The sequence below is a fragment of the Pseudonocardia sp. genome (genome assembly GCF_025965585.1).
Lineage (GTDB): Bacteria > Actinomycetota > Actinomycetes > Mycobacteriales > Pseudonocardiaceae > Pseudonocardia.
Window position 1 is genome coordinate 1 of the sequence record NZ_JAOPWR010000226.1, and the last position, 12,412, is coordinate 12,412.

Below are 12,412 nucleotides of genomic sequence, written 5' to 3' on the forward strand. Positions count from 1 at the left end.
CGGCGACGGCGACGGCGACAGCGACGGCGGCCCCGGCGACGTGGAACGGCCCCGGCCCGCGACGACCGGCCGGCCCGGCCCGGCCGTGTCGGTGCCGTCGTCCGCTGGCCCCGAGCCGTCCACCGAACCCCAGACGTCCATGCAGCGCCAGCTGTCCACGGACGGGGAGTCGTCCACGCAGCCCCAGCCGTCCACCGGACCCCGGCCGCCCAGCGAGCCGGGGTCGTCCACGCAGCCGGAGTCGTCCACGGACCCCGGGGAGGACGGGGCGGGGACCACGGCGGCACGCCCCAGCCTCAACCAGAGCACCCGCCAGGCGATCCAGGTCGGGGTCGCCACCAGCCTCGCCATCGTGATCGGCGAGATCGTGTCGCCGTCGCGCTGGTACTGGGCGGTGATCGCCGCGTTCGTGGTGTTCGCCGGCACCACCAGCCGCGGCGATGTGCTCAGCCGCGGCTCGCAGCGCGTGGTCGGCACGATCGGTGGCGTGGTCGCCGGCATGGGGCTCGCGCTGGTGGTCGGCAACCGGGCGCTGCCCGCGCTGATCCTCATGTCCGGCTGCGTCTTCTTCGCGCTCTACCTGGTGCGGGTGTCGCAGGCACTGATGGCGTTCTGGATCACCGCGGTACTCGCGCTGCTGTACGGGCTGATCGGCCAGTTCAGCGTCGACACGCTGGTGGTGCGCATCGAGGAGACCGCGGTGGGTGCGGCGATGGGCATCCTCGCCGGCTATCTGATCCTGCCCAAGGGCACGCGGGAGGCGTTCGGCGAGGCGCTCGACACCGTGGTCGACGCGGTGGACGCCACCCTCGACAGCGCGGTGGACCGGATCCTCGGACGCTCGCCGGGAGCCGAGTCGCCGCTCGAGCACGCCCGCGACATGGACGACGCCCTCGGGGTGCTGCGGTTGCGGGCCAAGCCGCTGGACAGCCCGCTGCCGCGGCGGCGCGGCCGGTCGAGCTACCAGCGGACGCTGCGGGTGCTCAGCGCGGTGGACCACTACAGCCGCAGGCTCGCCCGGCTTTCGGACACGATCGACGCCCCCGGCTGGGCGTCCACGCTCGATCCAGCCGCCGACCGCATCCGCGCCAACATCGAGGGGCTGCGCCGGGTGCTGCTGCACCGCGACCTGGAGGACGGGAGGGCGATCCGGTCGGCCGAGGACGTCGTCGACGCCGCCGAGGCCTACGCCTCGCGCAGCACCGGCCACCGCAGGCGCGCGGAGCTGCTCACGGCGGTGCGGATGCTGCGGCGCATCGACCAGGCCGTGGTGGGCTTCGCCGCGGACCTGGCCGGGGCCGGGGCGACGCGGGACCGCGAGGACGTCGTCGCCGGCACCGCCCCGGTCCGCAGCACCTCGTAGTCCGGGGAGTCTGCTCACTCTACGTGACCAATGTGCCAGGTAGCCCGCCCTGGACAGCCCGGAGGACCCTCAGCCCTGGTCCCCCCGCAGCGCGGCCAGCAGGGCCGTACCGTCCGGCACGCCGAGCCCGGTGCACGCGTCCCAGCCGGGACCGGCGGCGAAGGCGCCGTTGTCGCCCGAGGTGATGTCGCGGAACCCCGGCGCCACGGCACCGCCCATCACGGACCCGTACAGCGCGGGCTGCAGCAGGCCGAAGGTCCTCCCGGTGGCCTGGGCCAGCCGCGCGACGAGCGCCGCCCAGAGCGGGGCGACGGCGCTGGTGCCGCCGATGACGAGGTCCGTGCCGTCGACCCGGATCTTGTAGCCGGTCTGCGGATCGGCGACGGCGGAGACGTCCGGGACGCCGCGGCCGGGCGCGCCGCCCGCGGACGCCGGCACCCCGGCCCCGGTCTGCCAACTCGGCAGCGGGAACGCGGTGCTGACCCCGCCGCCCGTGGCGCCCTTGCCCGTGCCGTTGTTCCACACGACCTCCGAGGTCACCCGCCCGCTCGCGTCGGCGTCGAGCCGGGTGCCGCCGCAGGCCAGCGAGTGCGGGCTGGCGGCCGGGAAGTCCACATGGGACTTCCCGTCGGTGGCGCGGTCGGTGCTGCCGTCGTCGCCCGCAGCGACCGTGACGGTCACACCGATCACGGCCGCGTCGGCGAGGGCCTGGTCGAAGGCGGTGCGGGCCTGCCCCGTCCAGGTGTCCTCGGCACCACCCCAGCTGATGCTGATGGCCGCGGGCGTGGGCGTGGCGTGGGTGGCCTGCGCGACGGCGTCGAGGAAGCCCGCGTCGGTGTTGGGCGCGAAGTAGACGACGATGTCGGCGCCGGGGGCCAGCGCGCCCGCCACCTCGATGTCGAGCAGCACCTCGCCGTCGGCGCCGTTCGGGTCCTTGCCCGGCACGTTGCTGCCGCCGTCCACCCCGACGGCGGTGACGCTCGGGCCGGTGATCCCGAGGCCACCGAAGTAGGTGTCGAGCTCGGACTGGGCGAACCCGCCGCCCAGCTCGATGATCGCGATCGTCTGACCGGACCCGTCGGTGCCCTCGGGGAACGCGTAGACCGTGCCGAGCTCCAGCGGCGTGTAGCCGACGGACGCGGCCTGCGGGGCCGCGATGCGGAACCGGGCGCGGGCCTGGGGGCGGTCGTCGAGCCCGAGCACGGCCGTCACCACCCCGTCGAGCGCGGACGGCACGCTGAGCCCGCCGGTACGGAACCGGTGCGTGACGGGGGTTCCGGTGGCATCCGGTGTGCTGACCTGCACCAGCGACGTCCCGAAGGCCGAGGCCAGCACGCCGGCCGGGCCCGCGACCCGCAGTCGCCGGGACGCGGCATCGATCGCGGTCACGTCGACACCGAGCGCCGTGAGCGTGTCGGTGACGAGCGCGATGTCGGCGGGGTCGGCGCCGTACCGTTCCGCGAGCTCGGCCGGCGTCATGCGGGTGTGTGCCGCATCCGGGAGCTCGGCCCGGCGGCGCAGCACCACGGTGGCTTCCACTGTGGCGTCCGCGGGAACGGCGCGAGCGGACGCCGTGGGGGCGTCGGCGGGCGGTCGCTCGCTGCCGGGGATGGGCGTGCGGGGTGCGTCGGGGTCACTCATGGGCCGGTCGGTCATGGGCCGGAGTATCGCGCCGCTCGCCCAGCCCCGCACGGCAGTACGATTCGCGAGCGCCCGGCCACGGCGATCAGGTACAGACGCTTCCAGCGCCGGGTGCCGTGCGACAACCGCCGGCCGGAGGAGATGCGCGCGCATCACGCCGGTTTGCCTTCGTCAAGTCCCCGCGCCAAGGTAGGAGATGGCGGGCCCGCTCCGGGCCGGCCCCACCTCCTCGGGGCCCGGTCGTCGCACCCGCGATGAAGGAGTTCCATGAGGGAGCCTGCACCGGCACACCACGCCACGACCGTCCTGGTGGCGTTCGGCAACCCGCTGACGCGGCGCACCCTGTGCGACGGGCTGTCGCACCGCGGGCCGTGCGACATCCTCGAGGCCGGGTCGCCGGACGAGACCGAGCGCATCGCGTCCGACCACGGTCCCGGCGATCTCGCGCTGGTCGACATGGCGTTCGAGGAGCGTCACGACCAGGGGGCCGATCTCGTCCAGGTGCTGCGCCGGGAGGGCTGGGACCACGTCGTGGCGATCGGCGACCCGTCACGCCTCGACCGGATCGGCGCCACGCTGCGCGCGGGTGCCCGCGGGTACCTGTTCACGGCGGCACCCCGCGTCCCCGCCGCCGTCGAGGCGATCCCCGACCAGCGCCAGCCCGTCGACCCCATCACGCGGCGGGTCCGCGTGCTCGACGCCGGCGGTCAGGAGCGGGAGCTCTCCCATCGCGAGGTGGAGGTGCTGCGGCTGGCCGCCGAGGGCCTGGGCAACAGCGAGATCGGCCACGTCCTGGGCCTCTCCGCGCTGACGGTCAAGAGCCACCTCGCCCGCATCACCAGCAGGCTGCACGCGCGCGACCGCGCGCACATGGTGCTGCTCGCGCTGCGGGCCGGCGCCATCCGCTGAAACGAGCACGACGCAGAAGGGCCCGGCCGGGTAAGGCGGAATCCGGCCGGGCCCTGCACTGTGATGGGGGAGGATCAGCTGATCGGCGCGCGGTCGCCGCTGGCGTCGAGGCCGAGCATGGCGAGCATCTCCGCGCAGTCCTGCGCATCGGACGAGCGACCGGCGACCACGCGGGCCGCCCTCATGTTCTGCAGGTCGTTGTTCTCGGCGTTCGCGACCTGGGCGGCGGCGAAGCGACCGCCCTGGTCGGTGGTGGACGGGTTTCCGGTCCAGCTCATGCGTCCGTGACTCCCTGTCGTCGTCACGCGGCCCGGGCGTGCGACCGGCGCGACCATACGTCAAGCGGCGATCTGCCACGGGGCGGGCGCTGGCGGCGCCCACCCGACCTGACCTGTCGATACTACCCCGTGGAACGTCCGGGACGGACGATCAGGAGGCGACCGTGCTCGGGCCGTGACCAGCCCACACCGCGAGCCGGGGCACGAGCACGGTGAACAACTCCGGGTCGATGCCCATGCCGGTGTGGCTGCTGCGCACCTCCACCCACTCCGCCTGCGGGTCGCGGCAGGAGCGCCAGCCGACCACCCCGTCGGCGCGGGAGTAGACCGCCAGCGCGGGCATCGGCAGCGGTGCGGCGAGCCCCGCCGCGGTGGCCTCGCGGCACTCCCCGTGCACGCAGTCCTCGTCGAGCATGCCGCGGACGCCGAGGCGCGACAGGCCGAGCAGGCCGCGGATCGCCACCTGCACCACGGCCCGCGCGTCGAGCGGAGCGAGCACGGGCGCGCCGAGCATGACGAGGCCGCGCACGAGATCCGGCCGCCGCACCGCGACCAGCCGGGCGATCCAGCCGCCACGGCTGTGGCCGATCAGTACGAGCGGGCCGCCGGTGGCCCCGGCGTGCTCCGCGACCCGCTGTTCCAGCCGGTCCACCAGCGCGGAGCTGCAGCCGACGTTCAGCCCCAGACCGGCACCGGATGGGGCGTACCCGCGGCGGACGAGCCAGCGCCGGAGCACCGCCATGCTGGCGTCGGCACCCCCGAAGCCCGGAACCACGACGACGCCGACCCCCGCGCCCTCGGTGCTCTCGGCCGTCCAGACCGGGTGCCTGCGCAGCTCGCGGCGCCCCGCCCCGAGCACCGGGGCCACCTCGCGCGCGATCACGCGCACCGTCGTCATGGCTCCACGATCCCTCGCGGCCGGCCGCGCCGCCCGCCGGGTGTCAGAGCCCGCGTTCGACGGGTAGCAACCCACGGTCGACGGCCCGGACGAGCGCGGCGTGGTCGGCCTCGGTCTGGTCGGCATAGGCGCGAGCGAAGCGGCACAGCGCGTCGTCGACCTTGGCCGACGAGCCCACGTACCCGGCGATCATCGACGCCCCGCTGGTGCGCGCGTGCCCCTTGGCGAGCAGGTAGCCCACCACCCCGGCGTAGTCGACGAGCGCGTCGGCGTCGATTCCGTCCAGCGCGATGGTGCCCTTCATGTTGCGGAACTGGCGGACGTAGTACTGGAGGTCGTCTCCCGTCGACCCGCTTGCCGGGTCGACCGTCGGAATGGTCGTCCAGCCCAGGAGCGGGTCACTGACGGTCTGCAGGGCCTGCTGGTACTCCACCACCCGCTGGCCCTGGTGGGCGTGCCACGCCGACTCGCCGTGAACGTAGCGCGCGAGCACCGAGCGGCGGGCCTGCTTGAGCTGCAGGAACACGACGTCCTCGGGCGAGGAGCCCTCCAGCAGCGCGACGTACGCGCGCAGCCCGACGCTGCCGACGCCGACGACCTTGTGCGCGACGTCCACCAGCGTGTAGCCGCCGAGCATCCGGCGCCAGTGCGACGCCAGCGTCAGCAGGTACTCGTCGAGGGCGGCGGCCACGAGATCGGTCTCGTGGTCCGACAGCCGCGTGATGAGCGGCGGCTCCTCGACGATCCGCCTGCTGCCGCCGACCTTCTCGGTGAAGCGGGGCAGCGCGCGGTCGCTGGTGCGGTGCCGGGCCCGCTTGGCCGCGCGTTCGATCTCGTGGCGCAGCGGCTTGGAGCTCTCGTCGGCGAGCCGGTCGACGTCGATGCGCTGGAACGAGCGCGACATCAGCGGCTGGTCGGCGAGGAACCGCACCTGCTCGCGGTAGGCGGCCACGCACGACGCGACGGCCTCGGCGCAGTGGTCCTCGCTCATGCCGTTGTGCCGTCCGGCGACCCAGATGCTCGCGACCAGGCGCCGCAGGTCCCACTCCCAACCGCCGGGGTGCGCCTCGTCGAAGTCGTTGAGGTCGATCACGAGGTCGCGTTCGGGCGAGGCGTAGAAGCCGAAGTTGCCCAGGTGCGCGTCACCGCAGACCACGGGAGTGATGCCGGTGGCCGGCAGATGTGCGACGTCCTCGGCCATGACGACCGCGGTGCCACGCAGGAACCCGTAGGGCGAGGCGACCATGCGCCCCACCCGGATCGGCACGAGCCGGCCGACCCGGCCCTCGTGGGAGTCCATGATCTGCTTCACCGGATCCGGCCGTCCGACCTGCGGCCGCCACTCCCCCAGCACCTTGCGCGGCACCTTGTGACGCAGTCCGCGGCCCAGCTCGTAGCGCTCGGCGCGGGGGGCGGGGCGTTGGCGCAGCGAGGAGTACGGGGTGCCGTCGGCGTCGGCGAGCACGATGTGGCCGGGGACAGGGGCGCTCACGGGCGGGAGCCTACGCGCGGGGCCCCGCTGCGGGCGTGGGCCGAGGTTCTTGGCGTCGCGCCTGCGAAGTGCTGCGTGGCCCGGCCGCTCGGGCGCCCGTCAGCGCCGGCACAACGAGGCACGGTCGGCCGAGGTCCACACCCCGCTCGCGGTGCTCCGCCTCGGCCATCGCCGCGTGTCGGCTATCCCAGCCTCAGCACCCGACCCTCCGGCGGCGCCGGCACCGCACCCGGGTGCAGGGCCCACGCCAGCGCCTCCACCCCGTCCACCAGCCGCGGACCGGCCCGCACGACGTAGGCCGCGGAGTCGATCGCGACGATCGGGACGCCCGGCAGACGGTCCCGCACCACCGCCGCCTGCTCGACCGCCGCGTCCAGGTCGTAGCCGCACGGGGCGACGAGCACCAGGTCGGCACCGGCGTCCCGGAGCTCGTCCCAGGCGGCCGTCACCGACCGGCCGCCCTCCACGCCTGCCACCGGCTCGCCGCCCGCACGCCGCACCAGCTCCGGCACCCAGTGCCCGGCGAGGAAGGGCGGGTCGGTCCACTCCAGCACCAGCACGCGGGCCCGGGTCCGCCCCGCGACGGCCGCGGCCACGGCCGCCAGGCGCGAGCGCAGGTCGCCGACCACGGCCTCGGCAGCGGCCGCGGCCCCGCCCCGCCGGCCCACAGCCGCGACGGCGTCCAGCACCTCGTCCACGGTGTGCGGGTCGATCGAGAGCACCTCGGCGTCGGACCCGATCACGGCCAGCGCGTCGGCGACGGTGCCCGCCGGCAGCGCGCACACGCGGCACAGGTCCTGCGTGAGGATGAGGTCGGGAGCCAGCCGTCCCAGCGCGTCGGCGTCCATCTCGTACATGGGCAGGCCGCGGGCGACCCGGTCGCGCACCACCGCGTCGATCTCGCCGGGGGTGAGCCCGACGGGCAATGCCGTGTCGACCACGACGGGCACCCGGTCGCGGATCCCGGCGGGGTGGTCGCATTCGAACGTGACGGCGACGAGGTCGTCGGTGAGTCCGACGGCGGCCGCGATCTCGGTGGCGGCAGGCAGGAGCGAAGCGATCCGCAACGATGTGTCCTTTCTCGGCGGGCCCGTTCGTCCCTAGTGTGACGCCGGCAATCAGCGCCGGCCCGACACACGCCAGGAGCACCCCATGCCCCAGTACGCAGCCCTCATCTACAGCGCCGACGTCGACTGGACGCTGCCGGAGTACGGCACCGAGATGAAGGAGTACAACGCGTTCGGCGAGGCCGCCGCGGCGGTCATCCGCGGCGGCGCGGCGCTGTACCAGACCTCGACCGCCACCACCGTGCGCGTGCAGGGCGGGAAGGGTGGCGACGTCGTCACCACAGACGGCCCGTACGCAGAGACCAAGGAGGCCCTGACCGGCTTCTACCTCATCGAGTGCGCCGATCTGGACGAGGCCGTGAAGGTCGCCGCCACGATCCCCGCGGCGTGGGACGGAGCCGTCGAGGTCCGTCCTGTCATCGACTTCGGGGGCTGAGTGTCGCTCGACCCCGCGCACGCCGCCCTCGTCCGCCTCGTGCGCGACGAGGGCAGGCGTGTGCTGGCAACGCTGGTCCGGCACGTGGGCGACCTGCAGCTCGCCGAGGACGCCGTGCAGGACGCCACCGTGCGCGCGCTGGAGACCTGGCGGCGCGACGGGGTGCCGGACGAACCGCGCGCGTGGCTGACGGTCGCGGCGCGGCGCCGGGCGATCGACCTGATCCGCCGGGAGGCCGCCCGCACCGGCAAGGAGGCCGACGCCGTGGAGCTGCACGCCGCGGAGAGCCCCGAGCCCGGCGAGCAGCAGGACCTGCTGCGGCTCGTGTTCACCTGCTGCCACCCGGCGCTCGCCGTCGAGACGCAGGTGGCGCTCGCGTTGCGGACGCTGTGCGGGCTCTCGACCGCAGAGGTCGCCCGGGCGCTGCTGGTGCCCGAGGCGACCATGGCCAAGCGCCTCACCCGCGCCAAGCAGAAGATCGCACGCGCGGGCATCCCGTACCGAGTGCCCGACGACCACGAGCTGCCCGACCGGCTGCGCGGCGTGCTCGCCACCGCCTACCTGCTGTTCAACGAGGGGTACGGACCGACCGGGGCGCCGCGGCCCGCGCTCGTCGACGAGGCGGTTCGGCTGACCCGGCTGCTGCGCGAGCTGATGCCCGGCGAGGCGTCGGTGCTGGGGCTGCTGGCGCTGGAGCTGCTGCTGGACTCCCGCCGCGACGCCCGCCACGACGCCGACGGCCGTCCCGTACTGCTCGCCGACCAGGACCGCGGACGTTGGCGTGCCCAGCTCGTGCAGGAGGGCGTGATCCTGGTCGGCGAGGGGCTGCGCCGGTCCCCCGACCGTCCCGACCCGTACGTCGTGCAGGCGGCGATCGCGGCCTGCCACGCGCTGGCGCCGCGGTACGCCGCCACCGACTGGGACGCCGTGCTGTCCTGGTACGACGTGCTGCTCACCGTCCACGACACGCCGGTGGTGCGCCTCAACCGGGCGGTCGCGCTGGGCGAGCGGGACGGCGTGGTGGCCGGGCTCGCCGCCATCGACGCGCTGGTCGGCCTGGAGGACTACCCGCTGTGGCACGCCTCCCGCGCCGAGTTGCTCGCGCGGTCCGGCCGGCACGCCGCGGCCCGGGAGGCCTACGACACCGCGCTCGCCCTGCCCCAGGACGACGCCCAGCGCGCCCACCTGCGGCGCAGGCTCAGCATGACGGGCCGTCCCCCGGCGTGACGCCGCCCGCGCCGACGCCGTCACATGCCGGTGGTACGGACCGGTGAGGAGGTGTCGCGGCCATCGAGGCGGGGACCCGCAGCCCGAACTGCACCAGCGCCGTGACGGTGGCCGTCGCCAGGATCGTCCCGGCCATCACGACCGGCGACACACCGCGCAGCGACGCGAGCGGCGGCACGATCGCCCCGACGGCGAACTGCAGCAACCCGATCACGGCCGACGCCGTGCCCGCGGTGCGACCCTGGTCGGCCAGCGCGAGGGCCGTGGCGTTGGGCATGATCACCCCGGTGCACGAGACGAGCACCCACAGCGACGGGAGCAGCGCCCACACCGAGGCCGACACGAGCACTCCGACCAGCATCGCGACCGCGGCCGCCAGCGCGACCGCGACGCCGACGGCGAGCAGCCGCCGTGGCCCGACGCGGGTCACCAGCAGCGCGCTGATCCGGCCCGCCAGCACGATGCCCACCGCGTTGGCCGCGAACACCAGCGAGTACTCGACGGCACCGAAGCCGTAGACGCCCTGGATGACGAAGCTGCCCATCGCGATGTAGGTGAACATCCCGCACATCCCGATGCCCTGGACGAGCGCCGGCACGAGGAACCGGCGGTCGTGCACCACCTCGCGCAGTACGCGGGTCATCGCGACCAGGCCGTCGGGGCGTCGGCGGTCCCTCGGCAGGGTCTCGCGCAGCGTCACGGCGGCGACGAGCAGCACGGCCCCCACCAGCGCGAGGGCGCCGAACACCCCGCGCCAGTCGGTGACGCGCAGCAGCTGCCCGCCGAGCACCGGCGCGACCACCGGGGCGGTGCCGCTGACGAGCATGAGCGTCGCGAACACTCGCGCGGCGGCGGTGCCGTCGTAGAGGTCGCGGACCATGGCGCGGGCGATGACGATCCCGGCCCCGCCCGCGAGGCCTCCGAGCAGCCGGAGCAGGAGCAGGATCTCGATGGACGGCGCGATCGCGCACAGCCCGGCGGTGACCGCGAACAGGGCCACGCCCACGAGCAGCGGGACCCGTCGCCCCACCCGGTCGGTGAGCGGCCCGACGAGGAGCTGGCCCAGCGCCAGCCCGATCATGCAGACCGACAGGGACAGCTGGGCCGACGCCTCCGAGGCGCGGAGGTCGGTGGTGAGCTGGGGCAGGGCGGGCAGGTAGAGGTCCATGGACAGCGGCCCGAAGCTGGAGAGCCCGCCTAGGGCCAGGACCAGCCCGAGGGGCACCTTGGCGGGGGTCGCGACGGGGACGGCTCGGCTGGTCACCAGGACATTCCTACGCGAAGGCCGGCGCGGCGGACATACGGGTGGCCGGTCTCACGAACCCGCGCGGGATCAGATGCCGAGGGTCAGCAGGCCGAGCAGGAACAGCACGACGGTGACGGTGAAGAGCACCCCGATGATCCGGCCCGCCCACGGCGAGGCGGTGAGACACGGGCCCGGAACGGCGGCGGGCCGGACTGGAGCGACTGGGGTCATGCCTGGTAATCGCACAGCGCTCCACGGGGGTTACCACACCGGCGGTGTGTCATCAGATCTGATGACGGGAGCCGATCGCTCCCACCTGCATACGACACGGAACGGACGCCACCGCTCACGACCGACTCGGCCATGGCCGCCCTTTCAGCAACGACCGAGGCGTCGAGGTTGACACTGTCGAGAGTGGTCGTAACCTCGTCCGGATCGGCAGAGTGGCTGATGCAGGGGCGGCTCCAGTCGATATCCACGGTTGGGTCGATCAGATGCGGAGCCTCCGATGAACGCGGACACCTCAACATCACCAGCACCGTCATTGGGCTCACAGCGCCGCCGCGCGGTGTTCGCCAGCACGGTCGGGACGACGATCGAGTGGTACGACTTCTTCCTCTACGGGACCGCGGCAGCCCTCGTGTTTCCGCACATCTTCTTCCCCGGACAGAGCCCCTACGCCGGCGTGATCGCCTCGTTCGGCACCCAGTTCGTGGGCTTCGCGGCTCGGCCGGTCGGCGCCGCGATCTTCGGGCACTACGGCGACCGTATCGGCCGTAAGGCCACGCTCATCACGACGTTGCTGCTGATGGGCATCGGCAGCACGCTCATCGGGGTGCTCCCCGGTTATTCGGCCATCGGCATCGCCGCGCCGATCCTGCTGACCGTGATGCGGATCGTGCAGGGCGTCGCGGTCGGCGGCGAATGGGGCGGATCGGTACTCATAGCGATGGAATGGGGCTCCAAGAAGCAGCGCGGGCTCATGGCGAGCTGGCCCCAGCTCGGCGTCCCGATAGGTCTGTTGCTGTCCACCGGGATGGTCCAGCTGATGTCGGCGACCACCGGCCCGGACTTCGAGACCTGGGGCTGGCGGGTGCCGTTCCTGGCCAGCATCGTGCTGGTCGGGATCGGGCTCTACGTGCGGCTGCGGGTGCTGGAGAGCCCGGTCTTCACCGAGGTGAAGCAGACGCAGGCCGTGCGAAAGCTGCCGGTCATCGACGCGTTCCGTCATCAGTGGCGGGAGATCCTCACCTCCGCCTTCGTCCGGATGTCCGAGCAGGCGCCGTTCTACCTTTTCATCACGTTCGTCCTGGCCTACGGCACCACCCAGCTGAAGCTGGACCGCACCGGCCTGCTCACCGACACCCTCATCGCCGCGGCCATCGGGTTGATCAGCGTGCCGCTGTTCGGCTACATCTCCGACCTGATCGGGCGAAGGCTGATGTACGGCATCGGGATCGTGTGCACGGGACTGTTCGCCTTCCCCTACTTCGGGTTGCTCAACACGCGGATGGCGGGCCTGGCGCTGCTCGCGATCGTGGTGTCGCTGATCTTCCACGACATGCAGTACGGCCCGCAGGCCGCGTTGATCGCCGAGAGCTTCGGCACGAACATCCGCTACAGCGGAGCCGGGTTGGGTTATCAGTTCGCGTCGGTCATCGCAGGCGGGCCGGCGCCGCTGATCGCCGTGGCGATCCTGCAGAGCACGGGATCCAGCACCTGGATCAGCATCTACATAGTCGGCTGTTGTGTGGTATCGATGATCGCGCTGCTGCTCATGCCGCGCCGTGGCCCGACCTACGAAGCGCCCAGCATCGGACCGCCCGCGACCGCAGGGAGCACAACGGGCTGAGGA

General features: G+C 73.6%; 12 protein-coding genes. 5 read left to right on the forward strand and 7 right to left on the reverse strand.

Translation table 11 applies throughout. From position 1 onward, the window contains the following. Positions 1 to 1,363: FUSC family protein (locus tag JWR81_RS14655; protein WP_297651691.1), on the forward strand; the 1,363-nt coding region annotated here is incomplete at its 5' end. Positions 1,364 to 1,432: 69 nt separating this feature from the next. Here JWR81_RS14655 and JWR81_RS14660 read toward each other — a convergent pair. After that, positions 1,433 to 3,019 carry a S53 family peptidase gene (locus JWR81_RS14660; protein WP_297651694.1) on the reverse strand — a complete coding sequence of 529 codons (1,587 nt, stop codon included), beginning with the start codon at positions 3,017 to 3,019 and terminating at the stop codon, positions 1,433 to 1,435. Positions 3,020 to 3,271: 252 nt separating this feature from the next. Here JWR81_RS14660 and JWR81_RS14665 point away from each other — a divergent pair, with 252 nt between their 5' ends. Then, positions 3,272 to 3,913 carry a response regulator transcription factor gene (locus tag JWR81_RS14665; protein WP_297651696.1) on the forward strand — a complete coding sequence of 214 codons (642 nt, stop codon included), beginning with the start codon at positions 3,272 to 3,274 and terminating at the stop codon, positions 3,911 to 3,913. Positions 3,914 to 3,987: 74 nt separating this feature from the next. On the opposite strand, the gene JWR81_RS14670 is transcribed toward JWR81_RS14665, so the two are convergent. From JWR81_RS14670 to JWR81_RS14685, 4 genes are all read right to left on the reverse strand, one after another. Then, positions 3,988 to 4,191 carry a hypothetical protein gene (locus JWR81_RS14670; protein ID WP_297651699.1) on the reverse strand — a complete coding sequence of 68 codons (204 nt, stop codon included), beginning with the start codon at positions 4,189 to 4,191 and terminating at the stop codon, positions 3,988 to 3,990. A 151-nt stretch (positions 4,192 to 4,342) separates the two neighbouring features. Next, positions 4,343 to 5,089 (reverse strand): alpha/beta fold hydrolase, encoded by a 747-nt coding sequence (locus JWR81_RS14675; RefSeq protein ID WP_297651702.1) that lies wholly within the window; start codon positions 5,087 to 5,089, stop codon positions 4,343 to 4,345. A 43-nt stretch (positions 5,090 to 5,132) separates the two neighbouring features. Continuing rightward, positions 5,133 to 6,581, reverse strand: a complete 1,449-nt coding sequence (locus JWR81_RS14680; RefSeq protein ID WP_297651709.1) for a DUF2252 domain-containing protein — start codon at positions 6,579 to 6,581, stop codon at positions 5,133 to 5,135. A 182-nt stretch (positions 6,582 to 6,763) separates the two neighbouring features. Further along, positions 6,764 to 7,648 (reverse strand): ABC transporter substrate-binding protein, encoded by an 885-nt coding sequence (locus JWR81_RS14685; protein WP_297651712.1) that lies wholly within the window; start codon positions 7,646 to 7,648, stop codon positions 6,764 to 6,766. Positions 7,649 to 7,733: 85 nt separating this feature from the next. On the opposite strand from JWR81_RS14685, the gene JWR81_RS14690 reads away from it, so the two are divergent. Then, on the forward strand, positions 7,734 to 8,084 hold the full coding sequence (locus JWR81_RS14690; protein ID WP_297651715.1) for a YciI family protein: 351 nt from the start codon (positions 7,734 to 7,736) through the stop codon (positions 8,082 to 8,084). After that, positions 8,085 to 9,311 carry a sigma-70 family RNA polymerase sigma factor gene (locus tag JWR81_RS14695; protein WP_297651718.1) on the forward strand — a complete coding sequence of 409 codons (1,227 nt, stop codon included), beginning with the start codon at positions 8,085 to 8,087 and terminating at the stop codon, positions 9,309 to 9,311. It abuts the gene before it with no gap. On the opposite strand, the gene JWR81_RS14700 is transcribed toward JWR81_RS14695, so the two are convergent. Beyond that, positions 9,283 to 10,575 carry a multidrug effflux MFS transporter gene (locus JWR81_RS14700; protein ID WP_297651721.1) on the reverse strand — a complete coding sequence of 431 codons (1,293 nt, stop codon included), beginning with the start codon at positions 10,573 to 10,575 and terminating at the stop codon, positions 9,283 to 9,285. The two genes, JWR81_RS14695 and JWR81_RS14700, sit on opposite strands and share 29 nt — an antisense overlap. Positions 10,576 to 10,644: 69 nt before the next feature. Then, positions 10,645 to 10,788 carry a hypothetical protein gene (locus tag JWR81_RS14705; RefSeq protein ID WP_297651724.1) on the reverse strand — a complete coding sequence of 48 codons (144 nt, stop codon included), beginning with the start codon at positions 10,786 to 10,788 and terminating at the stop codon, positions 10,645 to 10,647. A 277-nt stretch (positions 10,789 to 11,065) separates the two neighbouring features. On the opposite strand from JWR81_RS14705, the gene JWR81_RS14710 reads away from it, so the two are divergent. Next, positions 11,066 to 12,409, forward strand: coding sequence for an MFS transporter (locus JWR81_RS14710; RefSeq protein ID WP_297651727.1), 1,344 nt, complete (start codon positions 11,066 to 11,068; stop codon positions 12,407 to 12,409). Positions 12,410 to 12,412: the final 3 nt, after the last annotated feature.

Excerpts from the sequence above, each read along its gene's own strand:
- JWR81_RS14665 (WP_297651696.1), top strand. The coding sequence starts at position 3,272 with ATGAGGGAGCCTGCACCGGCACACCACGCCACGACCGTCCTGGTGGCG.
- JWR81_RS14690 (WP_297651715.1), top strand. The coding sequence starts at position 7,734 with ATGCCCCAGTACGCAGCCCTCATCTACAGCGCCGACGTCGACTGGACG.
- JWR81_RS14710 (WP_297651727.1), top strand. The coding sequence starts at position 11,066 with ATGAACGCGGACACCTCAACATCACCAGCACCGTCATTGGGCTCACAG.
- JWR81_RS14670 (WP_297651699.1), bottom strand. The coding sequence starts at position 4,191 with ATGAGCTGGACCGGAAACCCGTCCACCACCGACCAGGGCGGTCGCTTC.
- JWR81_RS14660 (WP_297651694.1), bottom strand. The coding sequence starts at position 3,019 with ATGACCGACCGGCCCATGAGTGACCCCGACGCACCCCGCACGCCCATC.
- JWR81_RS14675 (WP_297651702.1), bottom strand. The coding sequence starts at position 5,089 with ATGACGACGGTGCGCGTGATCGCGCGCGAGGTGGCCCCGGTGCTCGGG.
- JWR81_RS14705 (WP_297651724.1), bottom strand. The coding sequence starts at position 10,788 with ATGACCCCAGTCGCTCCAGTCCGGCCCGCCGCCGTTCCGGGCCCGTGT.